This is a genomic window from Gordonia sp. ALPHA1B1, assembly GCF_005502615.1.
GTDB classification, from domain to species: Bacteria; Actinomycetota; Actinomycetes; order Mycobacteriales; family Mycobacteriaceae; genus Gordonia; species Gordonia hongkongensis.
On sequence record NZ_SCOC01000050.1, the window covers coordinates 1 to 25,423 of the forward strand.

General features: G+C 68.6%; 23 protein-coding genes. 15 read left to right on the forward strand and 8 right to left on the reverse strand.

What is annotated here, in order from left to right:
• Positions 1 to 88: 88 nt before the first annotated feature.
• The 3 genes from FFS52_RS21560 to FFS52_RS21570 form a co-directional block, all read right to left on the reverse strand.
• Positions 89 to 1,162, reverse strand: a complete 1,074-nt coding sequence (locus FFS52_RS21560) for a hybrid-cluster NAD(P)-dependent oxidoreductase (RefSeq protein ID WP_137810885.1) — start codon at positions 1,160 to 1,162, stop codon at positions 89 to 91.
• 8 nt (positions 1,163 to 1,170) lie between these two features.
• On the reverse strand, positions 1,171 to 2,487 hold the full coding sequence (locus FFS52_RS21565) for an aromatic ring-hydroxylating dioxygenase subunit alpha (RefSeq protein WP_137810886.1): 1,317 nt from the start codon (positions 2,485 to 2,487) through the stop codon (positions 1,171 to 1,173).
• Positions 2,488 to 2,893: 406 nt separating this feature from the next.
• Positions 2,894 to 3,601 carry a GntR family transcriptional regulator gene (locus FFS52_RS21570; RefSeq protein ID WP_137810887.1) on the reverse strand — a complete coding sequence of 236 codons (708 nt, stop codon included), beginning with the start codon at positions 3,599 to 3,601 and terminating at the stop codon, positions 2,894 to 2,896.
• Between the two features lie 164 nt (positions 3,602 to 3,765).
• Here FFS52_RS21570 and FFS52_RS21575 point away from each other — a divergent pair, with 164 nt between their 5' ends.
• Genes FFS52_RS21575 through FFS52_RS21600 form a run of 6 tightly spaced genes read left to right on the forward strand, consistent with a single transcriptional unit; the run spans position 3,766 to position 9,875 of the window.
• Entirely contained in the window at positions 3,766 to 4,749 is a 984-nt protein-coding gene (locus FFS52_RS21575) for a BMP family ABC transporter substrate-binding protein (RefSeq protein ID WP_137810888.1), read from the forward strand.
• 11 nt (positions 4,750 to 4,760) lie between these two features.
• The gene (locus FFS52_RS21580; protein WP_137810889.1) at positions 4,761 to 6,320 is read left to right on the forward strand and encodes an ABC transporter ATP-binding protein; all 1,560 of its coding nucleotides are present in this window, start codon (positions 4,761 to 4,763) and stop codon (positions 6,318 to 6,320) included.
• Entirely contained in the window at positions 6,320 to 7,471 is a 1,152-nt protein-coding gene (locus FFS52_RS21585; RefSeq protein WP_137810890.1) for an ABC transporter permease, read from the forward strand. Before FFS52_RS21580 ends, FFS52_RS21585 begins: the two co-directional genes overlap by 1 nt.
• A complete protein-coding gene (locus FFS52_RS21590; RefSeq protein WP_137810891.1) occupies positions 7,468 to 8,394 on the forward strand; it encodes an ABC transporter permease in 927 nt (308 codons plus the stop codon). The genes FFS52_RS21585 and FFS52_RS21590 overlap by 4 nt, the downstream gene beginning before the upstream one ends.
• A gap of 36 nt (positions 8,395 to 8,430) precedes the next feature.
• On the forward strand, positions 8,431 to 9,411 hold the full coding sequence (locus tag FFS52_RS21595) for an ornithine cyclodeaminase family protein (protein WP_137810892.1): 981 nt from the start codon (positions 8,431 to 8,433) through the stop codon (positions 9,409 to 9,411).
• Positions 9,408 to 9,875 (forward strand): nucleoside deaminase, encoded by a 468-nt coding sequence (locus FFS52_RS21600; protein ID WP_137810893.1) that lies wholly within the window; start codon positions 9,408 to 9,410, stop codon positions 9,873 to 9,875. Before FFS52_RS21595 ends, FFS52_RS21600 begins: the two co-directional genes overlap by 4 nt.
• Here the strand turns inward: FFS52_RS21600 and FFS52_RS21605 are convergent.
• Genes FFS52_RS21605 through FFS52_RS21615 form a run of 3 tightly spaced genes read right to left on the reverse strand, consistent with a single transcriptional unit; the run spans position 9,872 to position 13,084 of the window.
• Positions 9,872 to 11,203, reverse strand: coding sequence for a D-arabinono-1,4-lactone oxidase (locus FFS52_RS21605; protein WP_137810894.1), 1,332 nt, complete (start codon positions 11,201 to 11,203; stop codon positions 9,872 to 9,874). The genes FFS52_RS21600 and FFS52_RS21605 overlap by 4 nt on opposite strands.
• Positions 11,191 to 12,477, reverse strand: a complete 1,287-nt coding sequence (locus tag FFS52_RS21610) for an alanine racemase (RefSeq protein WP_137810895.1) — start codon at positions 12,475 to 12,477, stop codon at positions 11,191 to 11,193. Before FFS52_RS21610 ends, FFS52_RS21605 begins: the two co-directional genes overlap by 13 nt.
• Complete coding sequence (locus FFS52_RS21615) at positions 12,461 to 13,084, reverse strand: TetR/AcrR family transcriptional regulator (RefSeq protein WP_065630789.1); 624 nt, start codon at positions 13,082 to 13,084, stop codon at positions 12,461 to 12,463. The genes FFS52_RS21610 and FFS52_RS21615 overlap by 17 nt, the downstream gene beginning before the upstream one ends.
• 194 nt (positions 13,085 to 13,278) lie before the next feature.
• Here FFS52_RS21615 and FFS52_RS21620 point away from each other — a divergent pair, with 194 nt between their 5' ends.
• The 3 genes from FFS52_RS21620 to FFS52_RS21630 are packed head-to-tail and all read left to right on the forward strand — an operon-like array spanning position 13,279 to position 17,323.
• Entirely contained in the window at positions 13,279 to 14,463 is a 1,185-nt protein-coding gene (locus tag FFS52_RS21620; protein ID WP_137810896.1) for an MBL fold metallo-hydrolase, read from the forward strand.
• A complete protein-coding gene (locus FFS52_RS21625) occupies positions 14,460 to 16,973 on the forward strand; it encodes an HAD-IC family P-type ATPase (RefSeq protein ID WP_137810897.1) in 2,514 nt (837 codons plus the stop codon). Before FFS52_RS21620 ends, FFS52_RS21625 begins: the two co-directional genes overlap by 4 nt.
• 53 nt (positions 16,974 to 17,026) lie before the next feature.
• Entirely contained in the window at positions 17,027 to 17,323 is a 297-nt protein-coding gene (locus FFS52_RS21630) for an antitoxin (protein ID WP_058251574.1), read from the forward strand.
• A 12-nt stretch (positions 17,324 to 17,335) separates the two neighbouring features.
• On the opposite strand, the gene FFS52_RS21635 is transcribed toward FFS52_RS21630, so the two are convergent.
• A complete protein-coding gene (locus FFS52_RS21635; RefSeq protein ID WP_137810898.1) occupies positions 17,336 to 17,956 on the reverse strand; it encodes a DNA-3-methyladenine glycosylase in 621 nt (206 codons plus the stop codon).
• On the opposite strand from FFS52_RS21635, the gene FFS52_RS21640 reads away from it, so the two are divergent.
• The 6 genes from FFS52_RS21640 (at position 17,934) to FFS52_RS21665 (ending at position 23,881) form a co-directional block, all read left to right on the forward strand.
• Complete coding sequence (locus tag FFS52_RS21640; RefSeq protein ID WP_058251681.1) at positions 17,934 to 18,371, forward strand: SRPBCC family protein; 438 nt, start codon at positions 17,934 to 17,936, stop codon at positions 18,369 to 18,371. The two genes, FFS52_RS21635 and FFS52_RS21640, sit on opposite strands and share 23 nt — an antisense overlap.
• 113 nt (positions 18,372 to 18,484) lie before the next feature.
• Positions 18,485 to 20,236 carry a substrate-binding domain-containing protein gene (locus tag FFS52_RS21645; RefSeq protein ID WP_058251573.1) on the forward strand — a complete coding sequence of 584 codons (1,752 nt, stop codon included), beginning with the start codon at positions 18,485 to 18,487 and terminating at the stop codon, positions 20,234 to 20,236.
• A gap of 65 nt (positions 20,237 to 20,301) precedes the next feature.
• Positions 20,302 to 20,868: an FMN-binding protein gene (locus tag FFS52_RS21650; protein ID WP_137810899.1), complete on the forward strand. Its 567-nt coding sequence runs from the start codon at positions 20,302 to 20,304 to the stop codon at positions 20,866 to 20,868.
• Positions 20,869 to 20,906: 38 nt separating this feature from the next.
• Positions 20,907 to 21,752, forward strand: coding sequence for an FAD:protein FMN transferase (locus FFS52_RS21655; RefSeq protein WP_078113428.1), 846 nt, complete (start codon positions 20,907 to 20,909; stop codon positions 21,750 to 21,752).
• Positions 21,749 to 23,323: an oxidoreductase gene (locus FFS52_RS21660; protein ID WP_137810900.1), complete on the forward strand. Its 1,575-nt coding sequence runs from the start codon at positions 21,749 to 21,751 to the stop codon at positions 23,321 to 23,323. Before FFS52_RS21655 ends, FFS52_RS21660 begins: the two co-directional genes overlap by 4 nt.
• Positions 23,324 to 23,332: 9 nt before the next feature.
• On the forward strand, positions 23,333 to 23,881 hold the full coding sequence (locus FFS52_RS21665; protein WP_137810901.1) for a molybdenum cofactor biosysynthesis protein: 549 nt from the start codon (positions 23,333 to 23,335) through the stop codon (positions 23,879 to 23,881).
• 166 nt (positions 23,882 to 24,047) lie between these two features.
• Here FFS52_RS21665 and FFS52_RS21670 read toward each other — a convergent pair whose 3' ends face one another.
• The gene (locus FFS52_RS21670) at positions 24,048 to 25,307 is read right to left on the reverse strand and encodes an HNH endonuclease signature motif containing protein (RefSeq protein ID WP_137810902.1); all 1,260 of its coding nucleotides are present in this window, start codon (positions 25,305 to 25,307) and stop codon (positions 24,048 to 24,050) included.
• Positions 25,308 to 25,423: the final 116 nt, after the last annotated feature.

Below are 25,423 nucleotides of genomic sequence, written 5' to 3' on the forward strand. Positions count from 1 at the left end.
GAAGACACCGCGTCCCGCAGGCCTGGCGCCCGGGGGCGCCAGGCCTGCGGGACGCGGTGTCTTCTGGCTTGTCATCGTCGGGTCTCCCTCAGAAATCGATCACGACCGGGGACAGGGGTTCGGCGCAGCAGAGCAGGATCTTGCCCTGCGCGATCTCTCGTGGGCGGATACCGCCCTGGTGGTTCATGACCACGTCGCCGGAGACCTTGCGGACCTTGCAGGAACCGCACAGGCCCACACCACACGTCGATGGCAGGGTGACGCCCGCTTTGGCGGCGGCGGCGAGGATCGTGGTGCCGGGACCCACGGTGACCCGCCGGGCGCGTCGGGAGAAAGCGACGACCACGCCGGTGTCGGACTCCGACTCGTCATCGGTGGGCAGGCTGAACCCGAAGCTCTCCTCGTGGATCCGAGCGAGAGCCGAGCCGGCCGACACCAGTGCGCCGCGCACGTCGCTGCGAAAACGCCCGGGGCCGCAGAGAAACACCTCGCGGTCACCGAGGTCGGGGCAGACCCGTTCGAGCATCGCGCGGTCGATGCGCCCGCGGTGTCCGGTCCAGTCGGGGAAGTCGCCGGCGGCCATGCGCGTCGCCGCGAACGCCAGTGTCACGTTCGGATGCCGACGGGCGAGTTCCTCGAGTTCGTCCCGGAATGGGATGTCGTCGACATTGCGCGCACTGTGCACGAAGGCGATGTCGAGCGGGGACTCGCTGTCGGTGACCGATCGGAGCATGGACATCACCGGCGTGATGCCACTCCCGGCCGAGACGAACAGGTACTTCTCGGCCGGACGAGCGGTGTAGGTGAATCGACCCAGCGGTCCGGAGGCGGTGATCATCATGCCTTCGACCATGTTGTCGTGCAACCAGTTCGAGACATGGCCCCCGGTCACGCGCTTCACCGAGATCGACAGGCCCCCCGGCCGGGTCGGGGGTGAGGAGATGCTGTAGCAGCGCTGGACGGGCCGGCCGTCGATCTCCACGGTCATCGCCAGGAACTGACCGGGGGCGAAGACGAAGGTCCGGTGGTCGTCCGGGTCGCCGGCCGGATCCCCGGCAGCGGAGCGCGACGGCGACCCGCCCGCGACCCGGAAGGTGAACGTCGCCATGTCCCGGGTGGTGTCGGTGCGGGACACGCACTGGAGGAAGATGTTGTCGGCCATGGTCGCTCTCAGGCTCCCGCCGCGTCGAAAGGGCCGTCGGCGGCCGGGATGTCGAGTCGGCGGCGCAGCATCGTGACATACCAGTTGACGAAGGCCTCGACCTGGATCTCCGACGTACTGTAAGGGCCGGGAACGTAAGCGGGATCGCTGATGCCGCTGTGCGCGAGCGCAACGAGGTCGGCGTCCTGCTGATTCGTCTTCTCCCAGACCCCGGTGAGCTGGTCGAGGTCATAGTCGACGCCCTCCACGGCGTCACGATGGACGAGCCAGGTGGTGCGCACCAGGGTCTGATCGGCGGAGACCGGGATGACCGCGAAGAGCACGGCGTGGTCGCTCGTCACGTGCAGCCACATGTTGGGCTGCAGGTGCATCGACAGCCGGCCGAGTCGCGCGTCGGGGATGTCGGTGAGGAGGCGGCCGCAGGCCGCGGAGCCGTCGAGGGTGAACGACTCGCCGGCGAGGTCGAGTGCGTCGCGCTCGATGTGGAACCCTGTTGCGCGCGTGTCGAGTTCTACGACCCGGGTGTGGGGTAGGCCATGCCGGTCCCAGATCTCGGTCTGTTCCGCGGTGGCGCGGTGGAACCGGTCGAACGCCGGCGCCAACCGGCTGGGGATGGCGTCGGTGTCGCTGTATCCCCAGGTCGGGAAGAACACGTTGAGGAGTTCCGGATGGCCACCGCAGTGGTAGCACTCGCGGTTGTTCTCCATCGTCAGTTTCCAGTTGCCGTCTTCGACGATGTCGACCTGTTTGGCCACCTTGGCCTCGGCGAGACGGTGCGGCGTCAGATAGGGCTCGACGACGGCGGCGACCTCGTCGATGTCGGCCGGCGGGTCGTCGGCCAGGCAGATGAACACCAGGCCGCCGATCGTGCGGACATGTACCGAGCGCAGCGAGTAACAGGACTTGTCGAAGCCGGGCGCCTGGTCATCGGCGAACTCGAGGCGCCCGTCCATCCCGTAGGTCCACGAGTGGTAGGTGCACACCAGGGTCCCGGTCGATCCGCTGGGCTCGGTGAGCAGGCGGGCCCCTCGATGCCGACACACGTTGTGGTGGGCCCGGACCCGGCCGTCGTCGTCTCGGACGACGATGACCGACCGGGTCGAGAAGGTGATGGTGACATAGTCACCGGGATCGGTGATCTCGGCTTCGGTGGCCACGAAAATCCATGACCGAGAGAAGATCTCGTCGACATCGAGGTCGAAGAACTCCCGGCTCACATACAACTCCGCCGGCAGGCTCTCGCCTGCGCGGCGGTCGGCGATCAGAGCGCGGGTGCCGGTTTCCGGTGCCCTGGTGGCGGCATGCGCGACGAATGGTGCAGTCATCAGCAGTGCGGGCCTCTCTGCACGGTCGGTGACGGATCTGTCGGGATGGCGGTTACATCGAGATCAACTGCATTGCAGTCGATCTCGAGACAGTCGGACGGCACGTGGATTCGGCCGGGCCAAGCTGGGGGAGTGTTGACTTGTTGCGTCATACGCAACGACGCGCATGCTATGCAACAAGTGTGCGTCTCGGGTCTTGCGGTGTCAAGCGGGACGTGCGACCGGTCTCCACGAGTCGCAGACGCGTCGAAAGATCATCGCGAGCCGAGGCACACCCGCTCTGCCAAATGTTCGCGACGAAGACATCGACCAGCCGCGACATGAACGCCGAGTACCAGGAGATCGCGAACGGCGGGCTGGCCGTGGATGTCCGCTCAGCGTGGTCGAGTGCTGAGTCCGGGTCGGATCACCTGCGTCGGCTCTTGGTGAGCGCGACTGGATCCAGGGCGTTGCGCGACCACTGCGCCGCCATCGCAAGGCTGGCGGCGCGCCCAGAATGCACGTGGTGGAAGGCTGACTCGGCGGCCCGGTCGGGATCGTGATCGGTGATTGCGGCCAGCATCTCCTCGTGCTCGCGACACTGCACCCCCGGGTCCCGGTCCTTGGTCAGGTGGAACAACCACTGCGTGCGGGCTTCGAGTGGTCCGAGGACGTTCTCCAGCAACGGATTTCCGGCCAGGTCGACGATGATCGTGTGGAACCGTGAGTTGGCCGCGGCGATCGCGGGCTTGTCGTCTCGCGCCGTCGCGTCACGAGCGATCTCCAGTTGGTCGGCAAGCGAAGCGAGCCCGACCGGATCGGCGCGTTCGGCAGCGAGTCGGGCCGCCAGCACCTCGAGGCTCTCGCGGACGTCGAACAGATCGCGCACGTCATCGACTGTGAACGGTGCGACGATCGCGCCGCGACGGGGCACCATCACGACCAGGCCGTCCTGTTGCAGTCGCTGCATCGCCTCGCGAAGGGGGATGCGTGACAGCTCGAGCTCGACAGCCAGGTCACGCTCCACGAGCCTGGTGCCGGGCGCGAGCTCGAGGCCGACGATCCGCCCACGCAACACCTCGTAGGCGAGATCGCTCAGCGACTTCTTCGTCGCGGCGTCTGCGGCACCGGTCACGGCATGTCTCCTCTGTGTGGCGAAGGCCAGCGTACCCCCGGGACGTGTAACGGTATACCGTTAATTACGCTCTTACCGGTTCGTAACCGGGCGGAAATGGTGCAAGCGGACTCTTTTCGTAACGGTATACCGCTACGAGGATGCCGGCCTACCAGGAGAAAACCATGAAACGAAAGCTTCCCATCGCGCTGATGGCCGCCGGCGCGCTCGCTCTCGGAGTTTCCGGTTGCGGGTCGTCCGACTCCGCGGCCGACGACGGAACCCTGTCGGTCGGGGTGTTCCTGCCCGGCTCGATCAACGACACCGGTTTCATGGAGTCGGCGTATGCCGGCTACAACCGGATCAAGGAACAGCTCGGCGACCAGGTCGACATCAGCTACGTCGAGCAGGTCGCGACCGCCGACTACCAGCAGGCCCTTCAGCGGTTCGCCTCGGAGAACGAGTTGGTGATCTCGGTGGGCGGGCAGACCGACGCCGATCTGCGCAAGGTCGCGCCGCAGTTTCCGGACGTGACGTTCGTCGAGATCGGCGGTCCGGCCGACGCCGAACCCATGGCGAACCTCGCGTATTACGACCCGCAGCAGGCCGAAGCCGAGTTCATCGCCGGTGCGGCGTCGGCGGCGGCCTCGGCGGACGGCACGATCGGGTTCGTCGGCGGGGTCGAACTCCCGGCGATCGTCAACGCGGCGAAGGCATTCGAGAACGGAGCCGAGTTCACGCGGCCCGGCGTCCGGGTTCTCGCGCCGCAGTATGTCGGCGACTTCAACGATCCGGCGAAGGCCAAGCAGGCAGCCGCAGCCGCCTATGCCGGTGGCGCCGATGTGCTGGGCCAGATCGTCAACCTCGGCAAGCAGGGCATCGAGCAGGCCGCGAGCGAAACCGGGAACCGGCTCGGCGGCGGTCCGATCCCCGGTGACTGCAGCAACCCGGTGTACAGCGGTTACGTCAAGACCGACATCGGCGCGGAGGTCGAGTACGCGGTTCGAGCTGTGCTCGACGGCACGTGGGAAGCAGCGCAGGTGCCGTTCGGTCTGACCACCGACAAGGGCGGTACCGACTACATCGTGTGCTCGACGGATCCGGCTGTGGCGCAGGCGGTTGAGCGCGCGAAAGCTGCCATCGCCGACGGCGCCGTCGCTCCGTACTGAGGCCGCCGACGATGACGATCACCACCGACATCCCGGTGGCCGGGGGAGACTCGCTCCTCAGGCTCGACTCCGTCGCGAAGACCTTCGGCACGGTGCGAGCCCTCCACGAGGTGACCATGTCGGTCCGCGCCGGTTCTGTGCACTGCATTCTCGGGGAGAACGGCGCGGGCAAGTCGACCCTGTGCAACGCGATCTTCGGCACCGTGTCCCCGGACCGCGGCCAGATGACGTTCGGCGGCAACGAGTATCGTCCGCAGAGTCCGGCCGACGCCATCGATCGAGGTGTCGCCATGGTGCATCAGCACTTCTCGCTGATACCCACGATGACCGTCGCGGACAACCTCGTCCTCGGTTCGGGGGGCTTCCGGCCACCACGGCGGCAGCTGCGCCGTGACCTCGATCGGATCTCCGACCACTACGGTTTGCGTGTCGATCCGGAGGTGATGGTTCGAGACCTCAGCGTCGGTGCACGACAACGGGTCGAGATCGTCAAGTCGCTGCTCACCGACCCGCGACTCATCTTGCTCGACGAACCGACGGCGGTGCTCGACCCGGCCGAGATCGACGCGCTCATCCACACGTGTTCGGCGCTTGCCGCGAGCGGCAAGTCCGTCGTGTTGATCACCCACAAGCTGGGCGAGGTGGCCCGGGTGGCCGATGAGGCGACGGTGCTCCGGGCGGGCACCGTCGTCGGCGGTGGGCCGCTGTCCGACCTCAGCCGCGAGGAATTGCTCGCCATGATGCTCGGCGAGGCAACGCAGTTCGTCGGCACCCAGCGCCCGGCGCGGTCACCGGCCGACGACACGCGCACGACGAACCAGGCGCCGCCCCGTCTGCGGGTCGAGGACATCAGCGTGACCCGCCAGGACGGTCGTGTCGCCCTTGCGGGCGTGGACCTCGAGGTCCGCGCCGGCGAAATCGTCGGTATCGCCGGGGTCGAGGGCAACGGCCAGTCGGAACTGACATCGGTGCTGTCGGGAGCCGTGTCGCCGGACACGGGGGTCGTGACGATCGACGGCGAGGATCTGACCGCGGCCACGCCGGCCCGCCGGACACTCGCGGGCCTGGCGGTGATCCCGGAAGACCGGCACGCCGAGGGCATGATCGCCGCCATGAGCATCGCCGAGAACCTGGCGATGCCACGGCTACCGAACTACCGGCGGTGGGGTCTGCTGGACCGGTCCCGGATGCAAGCCGATGCGCAGACGGCGATCGCCGATTTCGACGTCCGGGCGCCCGGACCGGATGCGCCGATCGGCAGTCTGTCCGGTGGAAATCAACAAAAGGTCGTTCTCGCAAGGGAACTGACGACGCCTGGACTGCGAGTCGTGGTCGCTGCGCAACCGACCCGTGGTCTGGACGTCGGGGCCGTCGCATTTGTCCTCGACCGGCTGCGTGCGGCCGCCGACGACGGCGCCGCCGTCCTCGTGACGTCCAGCGAGATCGACGAGTTGCTCTCGGTGTGCGATCGCGTCGTCGTCGCCTATCGGGGTGGGCTCCACGGCTCGGTCGACGCCCGGTCGCCGGAGGCTGCGCGCCTCATCGGCAACCTGCTCACCGGAGTCGCCTGATGGACACCGTCACCACATACATCCGGTCGCGCCTGTCGACGGCGACCGTCAGTCCTCGAAACCCCGTCGTCGTGGGCCTCGGCGCAGTCGTCGTCGCGGCCGCGGTGGGACTCGCGCTCGCCGCCGTGGCCGGCGCGAATCCGGCCACCGTGATCGAGGCCCTGGTCGATGGCACGCTGGGGTCGCCGTTCGCGGTGGGCACGTCGATGAACAGCGCCGCCGTGCTCATGCTCGTCGCGATCGGGTTCACGATCGCCTACCGGGCCGGGCTCGTGAACGTCGGCGGTGAGGGCCAGATCTGCCTCGGCGGTGTCGCCGCGACCGCCGTCGGGGTGTCCCTGCCGGAGGGAATCCCGCCGGTGCTGGCGATCCCGCTCACGCTGGCGGCGGCGGTGCTCGGCGGCGCCCTGTGGGCGTCCATCGCCGCCTGGCTGAAGGTCCGACGCGGCGCCAGCGAGATCATCACCACTCTGCTGCTGAACTTCGTCGGCCTGGCGATGGTGGTGCTGATGGTGCACGAGGAGGGCCTGCTGCGGCAGCCCGTGACATCGTCGGAGACGCTGCCGCAGTCGGAGTCCCTCGGTGAGTCCACTCATCTGCCGCTCCTGGGCCTCGCGAAGAATCCGGCCACGATCGCGATCGTGCTCGCCATCGGACTCGCTGTCCTCGTGGCGGTTCTGTTGCGGCACAGCGCGGTCGGAATCCGCCTGCGCGCCGTCGGGTTGTCTCCCTCGGCAGCGGCACGACTGGGTGTCCCCATCGAGCGCACGGCGTTTCTCGGTCTCACCACAGCGGGTGGATGTGCCGGCCTGGCGGGCGGCCTGCTGGTCACCAGCGCACCGTTCGTGCTCGCCGAGGGCTTCTCGTCGGGGTTCGGGTTCAGCGGACTCGTCGTCGGGCTGCTGGCCCGAGGGTCGATGATCGCGGTCGCCGGGGTGTCGCTGCTCTTCGGCTTCCTGGTCTCGGGTGGGATCAACCTACAGCTCCAGGCAGGTGTCCCGTCGTCGACGATCACGGTCGTGCAGAGCGTTCTCATCATCTTGATCGCCGCCACCGCGTGGTGGGCATCGACGTCGCCGACCAGATCCCGCAATGTGGCCGCCACGAAGGCCGCCGATTCGACAACCGCCACCGAGGAGGTGTCGGCATGAACGTCACGATGATCACCGAGATCCTGGCCAGTGGAGCGGCATTCGCGATCCCACTGCTGCTCGCCGCGGCCGGCGAGTCCATCAGCGAACGAGCCGGCGTCCTCAATCTGAGTATGGAGGGCATCATGCTGTGCGGCGCGTTCACCAGCGTATTCGCCTCCGCGACCACCGGATCCGCGGTCCTCGGCGTTCTCGCCGGCATCGCCGCCGGGCTGCTCTTCGGAGTGATGAACGCTGTGCTCAGCGTCCGGTGCCGAGCCGACCAGATCGTCATCGGTGTGGCGGCGAACGCACTGGCGCTCGGCCTCACCACCTTCGGCGCCCGCATCCTGCTCGCCGATGGCAAGGGCAACAACGTTCCTGCGTTCGACGACGTCCGCATCCCCGTCCTGAGTGATCTCCCCGTCGTCGGGCCGGCCCTGTTCGGACAGACGATGCTCGGGTACCTGTGCCTTCTGGTGGTCGCGGGGCTCGCGATCGTGTTCTCCGGCCGGACCATGCTGGGCATCCGATTCGATGCTGTCGGCGAAGATGCCGTCTCGGCAGGGTGGACCGGAGTGTCGGTCAACAGGATTCGGGTGTTCGGTGTGCTGATCGCGGCCGGGTGCGGTGGGTTGGCCGGAGCCCAGCTGGCTTTGTCGGAGGTGCGGTCGTTCAGCGAGAACATGACCGCGGGCATGGGATACCTGGCCGTCGTCGCCGTGATCGCCGGTCGGTGGAAGGTCACCGGAATCGTCATTGCCGCCCTGTTCTTCGGTGTGGCCCGGGCGCTTCAGTTCGCCCTGCCCGCGGTCGGCGTCGACATCCCGTACGCGCTGCTGGTGATGCTTCCATACCTCATCGCGATCGTCGCCGTCGCCGGCTTCGTCGGCGGACGCAAGGCGCCGTCCTGCCTCACCGTCCCGTACGTCGGCCGTGTCTGACGTGCGCGAAACCACCTGCAAGAGAAAGGGCCCGACATGGCCATCGTCCTGACTCACTCCGAGGTCGCCGGTCTGATCGACCGGGCAGCCGTGTATGCCGCGGTCGAACAGGCGCACATCGACCTGTCGACGGGAACCGCCACGAACCCGGCGCCCGCGATGCTGCCGATCGAGAGGGGAACCGTCCTGCCGATGGCGGCATCGGCTCGCCGACATCGGGCGAGTGCGGTGAAGATGTTGTCGGACATGCCGTTCAACCGCGAGTCGGGTCGTCCGGCGCAACGGTCGACCATCCTGCTCATGTCCGCCGACACCGGTGAGTGCGAGGCGGTGATCGACGGACGGTTGATCACCGCGATCCGCACCGCTGCCGCGAGCGCCGTCGCCACCGCGCATCTTGCTCACACCTCGAGTGCGGTGCTCGGCGTGATCGGGGCCGGCACGCTGGCGGTCGAGCACACCCGGGCGATCGCGCGGGTCCGGCCACTGGAGAAGGTGTTCGTCTGGTCTCGCAGCGCGGCGACGGTGGACCGGTTCCGCACGGCGACTGCGGACCTCGATCTCGAGGTGGAGTCGGCCGACTCACCGCGGCTTGTCGTCTCGTCGGCCGACGTCGTGTGCACCCTCACGCCCTCGCGTGAGCCGATCGTCGAGGGCGCGTGGTTCCGCACCGGCCAGCATCTGAACGTCGTCGGTGCGCCGCCGCGTGCCGACCATCGGGAAGTCGATGGTGCGGGCATGGCCGCTGCCCGCCTCGTGGTCGACAGCCGGTCGACGGCACTGGCCAAATCCGGTGACGTCCTGCTCGCGATAGAAGAGGGCCACCTCGTGGCCGACGACGTCGCCATCGAGCTGGGCGATGTGATCGTCCGCCCCGGCAGCGGCCGGGAGCACGATGAGGACATCACCCTGTTCAACTCCGTCGGGATCGGGTTGCAGGACCTCGTCACCGCGCGCCTGTTGGTCGACGCCGCGACGGAACAGGGCGTCGGTACCCGGGTGGAGCTGGCCGGATGAGGACCTCGGAGCGTGACCGAGAACTGTTGCGGCGCGCCATCGACCTCGCCGGTGAGGCAGGTGAGGCAGGAAACCGGCCGTTCGGCAGTGTGATCGCCGTGGACGGCATCGCGGTGGCGGAGGGGCGCAACCAGGTCGGCGCCTCCGGCGACATCACTGCCCACGCCGAACTCGTAGCGCTTCGTCGGGCGATCGACGACGGGTATGCCGAACGACTGGCGGGCGCAACGGTGTACGCCAGTGGCGAGCCCTGCCCGATGTGCGCCGCGGCGTGCGTGTGGGCGGGTGTGGGCCGGATCGTGTTCGCCGCCTCGACCGCGGCGTTCACCGCGGTCCTCCCGGGTGGCCCGCATTTCGGGTCGTCCTGCGCCGAGGTGATCGCGTCCAGCGATGCCTCGATCGACGTCGACGGCCCGCTGCTCGAGGACGAGGCGCTGGACGTGATGGCGGGGTTCGCCGACTAGTCGCCCAGCACCCGCCGCAGGTAGTCGTTGGCGAACACGCGCGACGGGTCGTATCGGTCCCGGACGGAGCGGAATTCGTCGAACCGTGGATAGACGCCGCGTAGATATTCGGCGTCGCGCGTATGCATCTTGCCCCAGTGGGGCCGGCCGCCGAGACCGGTGAGGATGGCTTCGACGTCGGCGAAGTAAGCATCGGAGTCGGCGGGATCGTCGCGGTGATAACGGTGTACGGCGATGTAACCGCTGGTGCGTCCGGAGGCGGTGGAGAGCATGAGGTCATCGGCCGCGGCGGCGCGGACCTCGATGGGGAAGCTGACGAGGTGGTCGCGCCGGTCGAGGAGGGCGCGGATCTCGCGCAGCGCCGCCGGCACGGCCTCGAGGTCGACGGCGTACTCCATCTCGCGGAACCGGACGTCGCGGTCGGAGACGAAGACCCCGGTGGAGGAGTCGGTGAACTCGCGCGCGGAGAGCGCGCGTCTCGTGACCCCGTTGATCGTCGGCACCAATCGCGGTGCGCGCGCACCGATCTCGCACAGCAGACGAAGGGCCTTGTTGCTCAACAGTTCGTCGTCGATGTAGCGCTTGACGCGCGACGGCCCGGTGACCGGGGCGTCGGGACCGACCCGTGTGTTCGTCTTCACCAGAGCGCAATTGGTGTGCGGGAACAGGTAGAACTCGTGGTGGTCGGTGGTCGCGACGCGCTCGTGGAAGGCGGCGATCGCCGCATCGGCCGTCTCGGGACCCTCGACCGCGTGCAGCCGGAACTCGTCGACACAGTCGATGGTCAGTTCCACAACGACCCCGAGCGCGCCGAGGCCGAGTGCGACGGCCTGCATGTCGGCGTCGTCGGCGGTCACGGTGACTATCTCGCCGGAGCCGGTGACGATGGTCGCGCCGACGATCTGGGTGCTGATGCCGCCGAAGGCGAGCCCGGTGCCGTGGGTTCCGGTCGAGGTGGCGCCGGCGATCGTCTGACGATCGACGTCGCCGAGATTGGTCATCGCGAGTCCGAAAGGTGCCAGGATCCCCGGGATCTCGTGCAGGTGTGTGCCGGCGCGCACGGTCACTCGGTGGCCGTCGGCCGCGACCAGACCACGCAGGCGCGACAGGTCGAGTTGCACGTCGTCGGCCACGGCGATGGGGGAGAAGCTGTGTCCCGCGCCGACGGTCTTCACCGTGCCGCCGCGCGCGGCCGTCTCCCGGACGATGTCGGCGATCTCGGCGGCACTCGCCGGGTGCCGCACCCGGTTCGGCGTGCAGGCCGCGGTGCCGCCCCAGTTGCGCCAGCCGGGCGCCGAACGCGCAGCGGTCCTGCTCACAGGAAGCACCTGCCCTCTCCTCGGTAGGTCGGTACGACCTCATCGACCACTGCGTGCCCGGCGTCGTCGCGGCCGATGATCGCGACCTCGCGCGCTCGTTCGCACACCTCGCCGGACTTGGTGTGCCGGAACCACACCCGACTCCCGACGGCGATCTCGTCCGCGACCGCACCTCGCAGTGGGGTCTGCACCTCGCCGGCGGCCTCGGTACCGACGTAGGTGAGTCCGTGCGGCCACACGGGTGTGGGCAACCGGTCGGCAGCGGGCGGGCCGGACGCGATCCAACCGCCGCCCGCGCAGGTCACGACGCCGGGCGCCGGGCGGCGGACGACGTCGAGACCGAAGGACAGCGCGGGGGCGGGACGGAACCGCGCGTACCCGTCGAACAGATGGCCGCCGAACAGACCGCTGCCCGCGGCGATGTCGGTGACCGAGCGGTCGCGCGCGGTCTCCTCCAGGGAACCGGTGCCGCCTCCGTTGACGAACTCCAGGTCGGCGATCCGGCGCACGTCGTCGATCACCTTGCCGCGGCGACGGCGCAACTCGGCCATCGAACGTCGCTGCATCGCGCGAATCGCCCGGTTGGCCAACGCCTTACCGGGCGCCGCATCGGCCACCCCGGCCACCTGCGCCTCGTAGGACATGACCCCGACGAGATCGAAGCCGGGACGTGCCACGATGATCCGTGCCAGCTCCAGTGCGTCACGACGGGAGTGCACCGGCGAGCGGCGAACCCCGATGTGCACCCGCCCGCCCAGTAGGCGGTACGACGCGTCGAGGTCGATCGCGACGCGGATCGGCGGCCGGGCGGACGGAGGCACGACGGCGTCGATGAGGTCGAGTTGGTCGACGGAATCGACGAGCACGCTCACCCGACGGGTCGCGACCTCGTCGGCGGCCAAGGCCGCCAGCGCATCCCGCCGCACACTGGGGTATCCCATCAGCACGTCGTCGATCCCCGAGGTCGTGGCGAGCCAGTGTGCCTCGGCGACGTCGTAGGCGAGCACCCCCGCGAAACCGGCGCGCGCGGTGATGTCGTCGATGACCGAGCGGACACGGACGGATTTCGTGGCCAGGCGGATCGGGACACCCGCCGACCGACGGGTGAGATCGGCGACGTTGTGCTCCAGGGCGGCCCGGTCGAGTGCGAGGACCGGTGCGTCGAGTCCCGCGTCGGCGACCGCTTGATCAATTGCCGCCCAATAGGATTCGGGATCACTCAGCCACGGCGCGGGCGTCGGCGTCACCGGTGCCGCGTCGGGCGCCTCACCCGAAGCTGACATGGGTCATGAGCTGATCGGTGATCGAGCGGATGATCGCGTCGACGACCTTGTCGTCGGCGGTGCTGAGGTAGACGAGCGTGATCGAGTTCGTCGCCGCGATGATCAGCGGACCGAGATCCTCGACCGGCGTGGTCCACTCCATGGGCGTCAGGTCGGCCATCGACCGCAGTCCGGCCGAGGCCACCCGGTAGAGCTGCTCGTACATGTGTTTGCCGACCTGCTGCAGCTCCGGGTGATTGTGCGCATAGATGCCGAGCGCGATGGTCGCCTGCATCCGGCCGGGATCGGCTTTGAGCAGGTCGTAGAACGCGTGGAACTGGCTCACCATGCTCGACCGCATCGTCTCCACGCCCGGCTCGGGTCCGTAGTCGGCGGCGGGCAGCACCGCGTGCAGCATGCGCTCGATGTCGGTGGGGACCGCCGTCTCCATGACCGCGCACAACAGTGCGGTGCGACTCTCGAAGGCATAGTGGAAGCTTGCGAGCGGCATGCCGGCGTGGGCGCAGATGCGACGCGTGGTCGCGCCCTCGACCCCATGGTCGGCGATCACACGGTACGCCGATTCGAGAAGCGCGCTTCGACGTTGGTCGACGGACATCCGTGCCACTGCGGTATCTTCCTGACCACATGCGCCGCCGCATGCTCGGGTGGACAATACGCCGCAGCCTATCAGTGCCGGTGAGGCGCACAATGCCGTTCACCCGGAAGAAATCGCAGATCACACCGGGGACACTCGGGAGGCGTGCACCGCACGGCGCGACCGCCGTCTGCCCGGGGTGACGCCACCGAACGCACTACTGTGTGAACGTGACCTCCACGACCGGTAGAAAAGGCACCAACGACCTGCGCCGCGACGTCCTCGCGCGTGCGGGTTCGGCGGGAGTGGCGGTGGCCGACGCCGTCGTGGCGCGGCTCGCCGCCGAGGGACTCGGTCCCGCCCGCGCGCTGGGCGCCTCCCGCGACCAGGTAGCGCCGCACGTGCGGCGGAGCCCGCATCTGCGGAACGGCGCCTTCGTCAACCCGGAACCCCCGTCGATCGCCGATCCGAGCCTGCAGGTCCTCACCGACATGGCCCGGCGGCCCGGCCGGCCGCGCCGACCGGTCATGGTGACGGTCCCACGCTTCGAGGCCCCCGGCGACCTCGCCGTCACCTGGCTCGGCCACGCCACCGCCGTCGTCGACATCGACGGCGCGCGGGTCATCACCGATCCGGTCCTCAGCCGCCGCTGTTCGCCCAGCCAACTCGTCGGGCCCGGACGCATGCACTCCGCCCCACTGGCGCCGTCACAGTTGCCGCCACTCGACGTCGTCCTGATCAGTCACGATCACTACGACCACCTCGACATGGACACCGTCGTCACGATCGCCGACACCCAGCCCGACGCGGTGTTCGTCACGACGATCGGGGTCGGCGCGCACCTGGCCTCCTGGGGGATCGCGGAAGATCGCATCCGGCAGGCGGATTGGTGGGATGAGGTGGTGGTGCCGACCGGCGCGGGCGAGCTGCGGTTCACCTGCGGTCCGGCGCGACACTTCTCGGGGCGGTGGCTGGAGCGGAATCTCACCCAGTGGGGCAGCTGGGCGATCACCGGACGGGAGCACAAGGTCTTCTTCTCCGGGGACACCGGCCACAGCGAGCGCTTCGCCGATGTCGGCGACCGACTCGGCCCGTTCGACCTCACCCTCATCGCCGTCGGAGCCTACGACGTGATGTGGCCGGACATCCACGTGAACCCCGAGGAGGCCCTGTCGATCCACCGGATGGTCTCGCCCGGTACGGGATCCGACTCGGTCTTCATCCCGATCCACTGGGGCACGTTCAATCTCGCGCGCCATCCCTGGGGGGAGCCCATCGCGCGGTTGCAGGCGGACGCCGGGCCGGACAAGCCGACGATCCTGGTGCCGCAACCGGGCGGTTCGATCGACCTGATGACGCGGACCGGTAGCGGTGTGGCACAACCCAATTGGTGGGAGGCTTCGGCGTGAGCTCGCCGACCGAGATCGCGGACGCCGGCCTGACCGCGGCCGAGGTGGCGCAGCGGGTCGCGGCCGGCCAGGTCAACGCGCTGCCCGACCGGTCCGGCCGCAGTGTGGCCGACATCGTCCGCGCGAATGTCTTCACCCGGATCAACGCGATTCTCGGGGTGCTGTTCGCGATCGTGGTGTTCACCGGATCGCTCATCAACGGCCTGTTCGGACTGCTGATCATCGCCAATTCCGGGATCGGCATCATCCAGGAGGTCCGGGCCAAGCGGACGCTCGACAAGCTCGCGATCGTCGGCCAGACCCGACCTCGAGTCCGGCGCGACGGCGAGGTCACCGAGGTACCGCCGGACGAGGTGGTGCTCGACGACATCATCGAGATCGGTGCCGGCGATCAGATCGTCGTCGACGGCGAGGTCGTCGAGGCCATCGCCCTCGACGTCGACGAGTCACTGCTCACCGGCGAGGCCGACCCGATCGACAAGGACCCGGGAGACGCGGTGCTGTCGGGCAGCTTCGTGGTCGCCGGCGGTGGCGCGTACCGCGCCACCAAGGTCGGCGCCGATGCCTACGCGGCCCAGCTCGCGGCCGAGGCGTCGAAGTTCACGCTGGTCTCCTCCGAGTTGCGCTCCGGCATCGACCAGATCCTGCGGGTGATCACCTGGTTGCTGATCCCCGCCGGCGTCCTGACCATCGTCAACCAACTCTTCGTCAGCGACAACGGGTTGCGGCGGTCCCTGCTCGGCATGGTCGCCGCACTGGTGCCGATGGTGCCCGAGGGGCTCGTCCTGATGACCTCGATCGCCTTCGCGGTGGGTGTGGTGCGGCTGGGTCAGCGACAGTGTCTGGTGAACGAACTCCCGGCCATCGAAGGGCTCGCGCGCGTCAATGTGGTCTGTGCGGACAAGACCGGCACCCTGACCGAGAACGGGATGCGGCTGGCCGAGGTGCGTTCCCTCGGAACGGTGCCCGCCGAGACCGCGGGACAGGTGCTGGCCGCGCTCGCCGCACACGATCCGCGGCCCAACGCCAGCATGATCGCGGTCGCCGAGGCGCATCCGGTCGCGCCCGACTGGGCGGTGACGGCCATCAAACCGTTCACCTCGGCCACCAAGTGGAGCGGGATGTCGTTCCGCGGGAGCGGGTCCGGCCCGACCGCCGGCATCGACGACGGACACTGGCTCATCGGTGCGCCCGACGTCCTGCTGGACCCGGAGGGCGAGACGGCCCGCCTCGCCTCCGACATCGGCGCCACCGGACTCCGCGTGCTGCTGCTGGCCTGCACCGACGTGCCCGTGGACACCGAACCCGCGCCGGGTCAGGTCGCTCCGGGAACCGTCTCCCCGGTCGCACTCGTGGTGCTCGAACAGCGGGTCCGGCCCGATGCGCGCGACACGATCGACTACTTCGGACAGCAACATGTCGCGGTGAAGGTCATCTCCGGGGACAACGCCCGGTCGGTGGGGGCGGTCGCCGCGTCGCTCGGGCTCGGATCGGCCGAGTCCTCGGTCGACGCGCGCGAGTTGCCCTCAGAAACAGGCGAACTCGCCGACGTCGTCGAACGGGGCGTCACGTTCGGGCGGGTCCGGCCGGATCAGAAGCGGGCCATGGTGAAGGCGCTGCAATCGCGGGACAACACCGTCGCGATGACCGGCGACGGCGTCAACGACGTCCTCGCGCTCAAGGACGCCGACATCGGCGTGGCGATGGGCTCGGGCAGCTCCGCCGCCCGGTCGGTGGCGCAGATCGTGTTGCTGGACAACAAGTTCGCGACCCTGCCGTATGTGGTGGGCGAAGGTCGGCGTGTGATCGGCAACATCGAGCGCGTCTCCAATCTGTTCCTCACCAAGACCGTGTACGCGGTGTTGCTCGCGCTGTTCGTCGGCGTCGGCGGACTCCTCGGCGCGCTGTTCGGGTCCGACCCGCTCAGTTATCCGTTCCAGCCGATCCACGTGACCATCTCGGCGTGGTTCACCATCGGCATTCCGGCGTTCGTGCTGTCGCTGGCCCCCAACAACGAGCGGGCCCGGCGTGGTTTCGTACGGCGGGTGCTGCTCAGCGCGGTGCCCAACGGCATCATCGTCGGCCTGTGCACCTTCGTGACCTACGTGATCGTCAACCCCGGCGGCGCCGGGGTCGAGGTCGGCGGGGATGCGGTCGACCTCTCGCCGGCGCAGACCCAGGCCGCCACCGCGGCGTTGATGACGCTGATCGCGGGCGCGGTCTACGTGCTCGCGGTCGTCGCGCGGCCCTACAACTGGTGGAAGATCGTCCTGCTGGCCGTCTCGGCCGGCGCCTATGTACTGATCTTCGCGTGGCCGTTCACCCAGGACCTGTTCCGGCTCGACTCGTCGAACTGGGGGATGAACACGGTGGCCCTGCTCTCGGCGGCGGTCGGCATCGCGTGTGTCGAGGTCGTCTCGCGGGTGGCGCCCCGATGGGTCGCCACGCATGACAACGATCAGCACGGGGACGAAGCGCAGGTCAGCGGGGTGCTCACGTCCGACCGATAGAATCTGCGGCAAGTGGCCGGAAGGTGTCCGGCACGTCGATCAGAGGAGACGTCATGGATCTCAAGGGACTCGTCAACAAGGCCAGGGCCACGCTGCAGAAGAATCCGAGCCTGATCGAGAAGGGCGGCGACGCCATCGACAAGGTCACCAAGAACAAGTACTCGGGTCAGGTGGACAAGGCGCAGGACGCCGTGCGCAAGGCCGTCGGCGCGCCGGGACAGGGAAACCCGGGACAGACTCCGCCGACCAATCCCACCAACCCCGGGGAGCCGCTACCGGGTCAGCAGAGCCCGCAGCCCCAGAATCCCCGGCCGCAGAACCCCCAGCAGCCGCAGCACCCGCAGCGGTAGTCCGAGTAGTTTTCAGAGCTGCGCCCGCGGATGTCGGCGATACGCCGACACCGTGGGATCGGCGTCGATCCAGAACCGCCACGCCAGGTCGGCAGCGCGGCGGACCCCGACCCGAGGCCCCGCGACGACGCGTTCCCCCGGACGCGGTGCCCCGGGGTCGAGGGTGACCGGGGTCGACGGGTCGGCGAGATCGGTGTCGAGGTCGGCCATCGTGAGCCCGAGGGCACGGCACAGGTTGCCCGGCCCGCTGGCGAGCTTGGCGTCGGGGACCGGCCCCGAGCGCGTCGCACCGCGCCGGGCGCGTGCGAGGTCGACGCCGTCGACCACCGCGCCCGCGCGCAGCAACACCGCAGCAGCGGGTCCCGGCCCGGCGACGACGACGTTCGCGCAATGGTGGCCGTGGATGCGATAGACGTACAACCGTCCCGGGGGCCCGTACATGATCTCCGAGCGGGCGGTTCGGGTGTAGGCATGCGACGCCGGGTCGTCGGGACCGGCGTACGCCTCGACCTCGGTCAGCCGGATCGTCACCCCGTGCCCGGTCACCTGCGAGCCCAGCAGCGAACGTGCCTGTTCGGCGGCGGAGGCGGGGGCACTACTCTCTTGGGTCATGGCGAAGACGAGTGACTCCATCGGCGTTGATCTGTCACCGGAAGATACCTGGGCCGCGGCATCGGATCTCTCGCGGTACAGCGAATGGCTGGTGATCCACGAGACGTGGCGCAGCCCGATCCCGGCGTCCGCCGACCTTCGCAAGGGCACCGAGGTCTCCTCGATCGTGCGGGTCAAAGGCACCCGCGTCCGCTTCGACTGGGTGGTCGAGAAGTTCGAGCCGGTCTCGCACGTCCGCCTCAAGGGCAACGGCAAAGGCGGGGTCAAGGCGAAGTTGGATCTGGGCATCGCTCCCACTTCCAGCGGATCGGAAGTAACCTTCACTGTTGATCTGGGTGGGCTGCCGCTGATCGGGCCCGTGGGTAAGACCGCGGCCATGGCGGTGTCGGGGGATCTGCGTAAGTCGCTGCTGAAATTCCGCGAGGTGTTCGGCTGAGCCACGCGTGAACACGCGGGCCGCGACCGCCGATGCGTCGATGTGTCGTGCGGCGACCACGCGAGAGGCGGGTCTGCAGACCGCCGCCGTACGAGGGGAACGGGAAAAGAACAATGGGGCGTCACAGCTCCGGCGCCGATCGCGCCGGAAACGAGTGGAACGGGAACGACCGGTCGGGTGGGGCGGTTCCGCCACGCGCCCAGACTTCATCGGACAGAGGCAGGTCGAACGATGCCCGGTCGGGAAGCGATGACGACTTCGGCTTCGAGCACCGCAACACCGATGGGGGCCGCCGCGGGGGATGGCTGTGGGCGGGTGCGGTCCTGCTGGTCGTCGTAGCCCTGGTGACCGGCGTCATCATTTGGCAGACGGGTGCGGGTGGCTGCGGGGACCGGACTCGGGTCGCCGTCGCGTCGGACTCGGCGATGACCGGTCCGCTGCGCGAGGTGGCGCGGCAGGCGTCCGCGGACTCGTGTTTCGACTACGACGTGCAGACGGCCGCGGGTGCGGATGTGCCCGGCCTGCTCACCCAGGGTGCAGCGGCTCCGGACCTCTGGGTCGCGGACTCGCAGGTGCAGGCTCGCCGGGTGACGACCCAGGTGCGTCGTGACCTCGATATGGTGTCGCCGTCGATCGCGTCGACCCCGACCGTCGTCGCCGGCACCGACGTACCCGAGCTGGGCACCTGGGTCGAGGTCATGAAGTTGCCTGATCTGCGAACCGGCAGCCCGGTGGACACCAGCACCGGCGACGCCCCGATCATCGGTGCTCTCGCCGCGGTCGACTCCGGCGAGCTCGCCGACGAGGACTTCACCGAGGCGATGACCATCCTCGCCATCCAGCAGAACAATGCGCGCCTGGCCAACGACAACGAGGGCACGCGTCTGAACCTGGCCAACACCTCGGGCGTCCCGGTGGTCACCACCGAGCAACAGTTCGATCTGTTCATGCGCACGCACCAGGGTTCGCAGTTGACGTCGACGATCCCCGCGGCGGGCACGGTCATGCTCGACTATCCGCTGGTCAACACGGCTCCCGCGGCGCGCCAGCAGGCGGCCGCCGACGCCGGGGCGGCCCTCGTCACCGCGCTGAACACCGATGCCGGTCGCGCAGCGCTGGCCGACTCGGGATACCGCGACACCGACGGAAACGGTGTCGGTCAGCCGGTCAAGGAACTGGAGCTGCGCGACCCGTCGTCCGTCGACAAGGCATTGCGGCAGTGGCAGGTACTTGGTGTGCCGATCCGCTCGCTGGTCGTCCAGGACACCTCCGGCTCGATGGAGACACCGGCCGGCGGCACCACCCGGGCGGACCTGCTCATCGACGCCTCCCAGACCGGACTCAAGCTCTTCCCCAACAACACGATGATCGGCGGCTGGGCGTTCAGCGTGAACAAGGGCGGGCCCGGACAGGACTGGGAGGAGCTCGCCCCGATCCGCCGCCTCGATGCCCGCTCGGGGAGCGGTACGCATCGGGACGCGCTCGGCCGGGCCGTCGAAGAGGGGTTGTCGGACCTCGGGGGCGGGACGGGTCTCTACGACACGACCCTCGCGGCATTCAAGAAGGTGCAGGACACCTACGACCCGAACTACTCCAACAGCGTCATCATCATGACCGACGGTCAGAACGAGGACCCGGACAGCATCACGCTCGACAATCTGCTCGCCGAACTGAAGCGCCTGGAGGATCCGGCACGACCGGTGCTGGTGCTGACGATCGGTATCTCCGACGATGCCGACTCCGATGCGCTGAAGCAGATCGCCGAGGCCACGGGTGGCACCACCTACGTCGCGGAGAACGCGGCCGACATCCGCACCGTCTTCGTCGACGCCATCCAGGCGAGGGTCGCAGCCGCGGGACGCTGAGACCGTTCGGAACGCGCCGCGGCCGTCGCCGGGACCAATGGCCGCGCAATCGGCACAATTGGCGCATGACGCACACCCCAGAGCCAACCGAGACCCTCGACCCGAGCACGATCGCCGAACCGGGCCCCCGTTCTTCGCGCCCGTCCCGCAGCCCGCGGGGATCGTCCGTCCTCGCCCGCACCGGCGGGGTGGTCGCGGCGATGGCGGTGGTCGGACTCGTGGCGGGCGCATGCTCGTCCGAGGACTCCGGGTCGGACGACTCGGCCACCGGCACGACGACCGGCGCCGCGACGGGCAGCTCCGCTGCCACCGAGGCCGCCGACGCGGGCTCCGGCGAGTACGAGGACGGCGAGTACACGGCGCGCGGTGAGTACATCTCGCCGGGTGGTCCGCAGAGCGTCGGGGTCACCGTCACGTTGTCGAACTCGGTCATCACCGCCGTGTCGGTGGACACCAGCCAGACCAAGGGCCCGTCGCTCGAGTACCAGGGCAAGTTCGCCGGCGGCATCTCCGACGTCGTGGTGGGCAAGAACATCGACGAGATCGAGGTCGACAAGGTGTCCGGCTCGTCGCTCACCTCCGGCGGTTTCAACGAGGCGATCGAACAGATCAAACAGGAGGCGCAGGCCTGACCTCCGTCGGCACCGCGCACCACTGGGCGTTCGATGCGATCGGCACCCGGTGGACGATCAGCACCCCGGAAACACTTCCCGCCGATGTCGTCGACGCGGTGAACACCGAGATCGACCGGATCGACCGGGCCTGGTCACGGTTCCGGGACGATTCGACGGTCGCGCAGATGGCCAGAGAGGCGGGGCGATACCCGATCGCCGACTCCGACCAACCGCTGGTCGACTGGTACCGCCGTCTGTACGGCCTCACCGGCGGCGCGGTGTCGCCGTTGGTGGGGCGCACGCTCGCCGAGGCCGGTTACGACGCGGCGTACACGCTCCGCGCGTCGGCGCGGGTGCCGACGGCGCCGGCCTGGGAGGCGGTGATCGGTGAGCACGTCGGTGCGCTGGAGATTCGCGAACCGGCTCTGCTCGACGTGGGCGCAGCCGGAAAGGGATTCGCGGTCGACCGGGTGGCGGAGATCGTCGGCGGCCACGTCGACGACTTCGTGGTCGACGCAGGTGGGGACATGGTGATATCGCCGCGTTCCCGCGGACTGCGGGTGGCGCTGGAGCATCCGCTGGACACGACGAAGGCGATCGGCGTCGTGTCCGTTGCCGGCGGCGCGGTCTGCGCCTCGGCGAGCAATCGGCGGGTGTGGGCCGACTGGCACCACATCGTCGATCCGCGTACCGCCTCGCCCGCGCGGGAGGTGCTGGCGACCTGGGTGATCGCGCCGTCGGCGATGGAGGCCGACGGCTTGGCGACGGCGCTGTTCTTCACGCCTGCGGCGTTCCTGCGCGGCGATTTTGACCATCACCGTGAGGGATTTCATCACGTGACCATCCGACGCAACGGGAGCGTCGAACACACCGCCATCCCCGGATTGGAGTTGTTCCTGTGACAACGCTTCTGCCGCAGCTGCTCTCGCCGATCGACGCGGCCCGGCGGCACCTGACCCCGTATCGGGCGGTGCTCTGCGGGCTGGTGGTGCTGGCCGCAGTCGCTTTCGTCGTCTCGGCGACCGATGCCGACTTCGGTTACGGTCCGGACGAATTGGCGGTGTGGCTGGTCGTCGCGGTCGGGGTCAGCGGGGTCGTGAGCTACGTCTGCGCCGGCGTGCTGCGGGTGCCGCCGAACTCGGATTCGTGGCTGATCACGGGACTGATCCTGTTCTTCGTCCTGCCCGGCGGCTCGGAGGACACCGCCGTCGCCACCGTCGCGGTGGGCGCCGCCATCGCCGCGGCGTCGAAATATGTTCTCGCATGGCGTCGTCGGCTGATCGTCAATCCCGCGGTCGCGGGTGCGGTCGGTTGTTACGCGCTGGCATACGCCGGTGTCGAGGGCATCAGCTTCCCGTTCTGGTGGGTGGCCGCCGATCCGCTGTTCGTCCCGATGGTCGTGATCGGTGCGGTGGTCGTGACGTTGATCTGCGAGTGGCGACTGGCTCTGGTGTTCATCGGCGCCTCCCTTGTCACGATCGGGGTCGTCGAACTGGTACGCGGCGGCCAGGATCTGTCCACATGGGTGGTGTCGAGTCCGATGCTGTTCGTGGCGGCGATCATGCTGCCCGAGCCGCTGACGTCGCCGGCCACCGAGCTGCACCGACTGGTGTATGCGGCGTTGGTCGGTGTGCTCATGCACTGCCAGTACACGATTGCGATCACCGACGCGTACACGTTGGCGTTCGTGCCCGAGGTGGCGTTGCTCGTCGGATGCCTGTACGCGTTCCTCGTCCGACTGGTGTCGGGCACTGCGCGCCGGGTGCCGCTCGACGTCGTCACCGTCCCGGTTGCCGACCGAACCTACGCGGTGCGCGGTGAACCGGTCGGTGGCGCAGCGGTGTTCCGGGCGGGGCAGTGGTCGAGTGTCAGTGTGCCGCGGTGGTCGGCGCCGCTGTGGTCGGGTTCGCGGCGGGTCTTCTCGTTCGTGTCCGCGCCCGGGCAGCAACCGGTGGAGTTCGGCTTCACCGTCGCCGCGGCGCCGTCGACCTACAAGGCAGCGCTGGTCGACGGCAGCGTACGCCGGGTCTACGTCGACGAGATCGGTGGGGACTTCGTGCTGCCGCGGTCGTTTCCGGCGACCGGATCGGTGGTGTTGATCGCCTCCGGGATCGGGATCACTCCGTTCGTGTCGATGGTGCGGGAGCTGGTGCAGTCGGGCCACGATCTCTCCGGCCTGACCATCGCGCACGTGCTGCGGGATCAGCGGCGTGCCGTACACGCCGATGACCTGGAGAGCGCCCGGGCCGCGAACGCGCGCATTGCGACTGTCGAGGCGCCGGAACTAGCCGACGGGATCGACGATCCCGCCCGGCTCGCCGAACTCATCGGTCCCAGCGCTGCCGGCGCCCACTACTACGTGTCGGGTACGCCTGCGTTCGTCGAACGGACGTCGGCGGCGGTCCGCCGCCTCGACGGTACGGCGCGATCCCGGCCGTGGCGTGTCCACACCGACTCGTTCTCCGGATACTGAACGCGTCTGATGGAGTTCGAATACCACTGCGAGATAGTCACCTTCGTCGTCTCGCCGAAGCATGCCTACTTCGGCAGACCGAAGGACGGCCCGGCCGACGAGGTCGAGACCCGTACCCCCGAATCGGTGGAGATCGTCGCCGACAAGGGGATTCGTGGTGATCGCTTCTACGGAATCCGGGCCCACACCGAGGCGGCCGTGACGTTTCTGGCGCTCGAAGCATGGATGGCGGCGGCGGCTGACGCCGATCCTGTTCTGGCCCGCCGCAACGTCGTCGTGCGTGGTGTCGAGCTCGATCCCTTGCGGGGACGGGAGTTCGAGCTGGACACCGGGTCGGGTCCGATCCGGTTCCGCGGCGGACGCCCTGCTCATCCGTGTTCGTGGATGGACACCGTTGCCGGGGACGGGGTGCGCAAAGCCCTGATCGGACGTGGTGGACTTCGGACGCAACCGCTGACGTCCGGGACGCTGAGCGTCGGTCCCGCGGTCCTGCGCACCGACGTCGAACTCGACGCCGCCCGCGCCGCCGACCAGGTGCGGCGGGCGCAGCCGATGTAGCCAGGGGGCGACGATGGTCTGCCCCGCGGACTCCGTTCCCCTCTACATGTTGAGGGGAACAAAGCCGCCTGCTATGTCTCTGTGGAGTTGTCAAGGGACGGATGCGGTCCCGGGGTGTGGCCCGGGTTCGGAAGGTGCTACGCGAAAGTGTGTGTCGGACGGCCGGTCAGGCGGCGTCGTCGAGTCGCATGGTGCGTCTGTTGTAGGCGGGTAGTGGTCGGCGGTGCGGGTCGATACTGGCGGGTGGGACGAGCCAGGGGTGGCGGTCGAACCCCATGACGATGTCCCAGCCGTGGTGGTGGACCTGGGTGTGGCAGCGTTGGCAGAGCAGGCAGCCGTTGTCGAGGTCGGTGGGTCCGCCCTCGGCCCACGACTTGATGTGGTGCACCTGTGTATGGGACGGCGGTGCACCGCATTTGATGCAGCAGGCGTCGCGGACGATGATCGCTTTGCGGAGGTGTGCCGGATTCAACCGGCGGGTGTGACCCATCTGTAGTGGTACGCCCTCACTATCGAGGATGATCTCCGTGAGCGAGCCGTCGCACGAGACCTGTTTCGCGGTGGCATGGCTGACCGATCCGGTCCACGGCAGCGTTGCGAGGTCTCCGGTCGCGGGGATGGTCAGCATCAATTGAGTGCGCGGGGAACCAACGGTATCGAGGGTAGCGCCGATCGCGGCTTGGTCGAGGATCAACTCGAAGGCGTCGGCACGGCGTTGCTCGGCGGTGCGTCGATCTTCGGCGCCGTCGGGTTCGGGGCGTGGACACGAGCGCTCATCGATCATCGTCAGGAACTTCTCGCCCACGACCTGGGTGAGGTCGGCGCGGACTTCGACGCGGCCGTCGTCGGTGGTGTGGGCGTTCACCGCGTTCAGCGATGGGTCGTCGGCGGCGGGGATTCCGGTGTCGGAGGCATCGACAAGGTTGTTGGCGATCGCGCGAGCATGCTTGAGTACTTGCGTCGGCGCCGCCCCGGACAGTGCCTGGGCGACGAGTTCGAGCTCATACCGTGAGCGCTTGTCGTCGGAAAGCGCCTCACCACAACGTCTATCGAGCTCGTTCATGCCGCGGACGATGGCATCGACGATCTCGCCGGACAGCCGCCCATCGGCGGTATGACGCGCCAAAGCGGGCAGGTTGGGCAGCGCGTCGACACTGCGCATGGTGCGGAGGGCGGAGGCCGGCGCATGTCCTGACTCGATCAGCAGCTTCTTGGTGGTGCTACCGGTCTTCTGTGCGACTCCGAGGGCGTCGAGTTGCGCTGTGTGCGTGGCGATCTGGTGGTCTGCGAGGTTGCGGATCAGGCGCCACGTGTCGAGGGCGTCGAATGTTGCTCTGCCCGTGGGGTCGTCGGTGGGTGGGGTGGTTTCGATGAGCTGATCGAGGAGCGTGGTGAGCTCTGGCATGACTCCAAGGTACAGGAACATTCGTGGCTCTTCTGACGTCGAAGTGGGTTCCTTTTCGCGAGCCTAACGCACGCAACGCCCAGTCTCGCTTAGGTTTTGATTTGCGAAGAACAAGACCAAAGGAGTGGGCGTTGCGC

What these genes read in the sequence shown, in the direction of transcription:
- FFS52_RS21560 (WP_137810885.1), bottom strand. Translation starts at nt 1,162, where the DNA reads ATGGCCGACAACATCTTCCTCCAGTGCGTGTCCCGCACCGACACCACC.
- FFS52_RS21565 (WP_137810886.1), bottom strand. Translation starts at nt 2,487, where the DNA reads ATGACTGCACCATTCGTCGCGCATGCCGCCACCAGGGCACCGGAAACC.
- FFS52_RS21575 (WP_137810888.1), top strand. Translation starts at nt 3,766, where the DNA reads ATGAAACGAAAGCTTCCCATCGCGCTGATGGCCGCCGGCGCGCTCGCT.
- FFS52_RS21580 (WP_137810889.1), top strand. Translation starts at nt 4,761, where the DNA reads ATGACGATCACCACCGACATCCCGGTGGCCGGGGGAGACTCGCTCCTC.
- FFS52_RS21585 (WP_137810890.1), top strand. Translation starts at nt 6,320, where the DNA reads ATGGACACCGTCACCACATACATCCGGTCGCGCCTGTCGACGGCGACC.
- FFS52_RS21590 (WP_137810891.1), top strand. Translation starts at nt 7,468, where the DNA reads ATGAACGTCACGATGATCACCGAGATCCTGGCCAGTGGAGCGGCATTC.
- FFS52_RS21595 (WP_137810892.1), top strand. Translation starts at nt 8,431, where the DNA reads ATGGCCATCGTCCTGACTCACTCCGAGGTCGCCGGTCTGATCGACCGG.
- FFS52_RS21600 (WP_137810893.1), top strand. Translation starts at nt 9,408, where the DNA reads ATGAGGACCTCGGAGCGTGACCGAGAACTGTTGCGGCGCGCCATCGAC.
- FFS52_RS21610 (WP_137810895.1), bottom strand. Translation starts at nt 12,477, where the DNA reads ATGTCAGCTTCGGGTGAGGCGCCCGACGCGGCACCGGTGACGCCGACG.
- FFS52_RS21630 (WP_058251574.1), top strand. Translation starts at nt 17,027, where the DNA reads ATGGATCTCAAGGGACTCGTCAACAAGGCCAGGGCCACGCTGCAGAAG.
- FFS52_RS21640 (WP_058251681.1), top strand. Translation starts at nt 17,934, where the DNA reads ATGGCGAAGACGAGTGACTCCATCGGCGTTGATCTGTCACCGGAAGAT.
- FFS52_RS21635 (WP_137810898.1), bottom strand. Translation starts at nt 17,956, where the DNA reads ATGGAGTCACTCGTCTTCGCCATGACCCAAGAGAGTAGTGCCCCCGCC.
- FFS52_RS21645 (WP_058251573.1), top strand. Translation starts at nt 18,485, where the DNA reads ATGGGGCGTCACAGCTCCGGCGCCGATCGCGCCGGAAACGAGTGGAAC.
- FFS52_RS21650 (WP_137810899.1), top strand. Translation starts at nt 20,302, where the DNA reads ATGACGCACACCCCAGAGCCAACCGAGACCCTCGACCCGAGCACGATC.
- FFS52_RS21665 (WP_137810901.1), top strand. Translation starts at nt 23,333, where the DNA reads ATGGAGTTCGAATACCACTGCGAGATAGTCACCTTCGTCGTCTCGCCG.
- FFS52_RS21670 (WP_137810902.1), bottom strand. Translation starts at nt 25,307, where the DNA reads ATGTTCCTGTACCTTGGAGTCATGCCAGAGCTCACCACGCTCCTCGAT.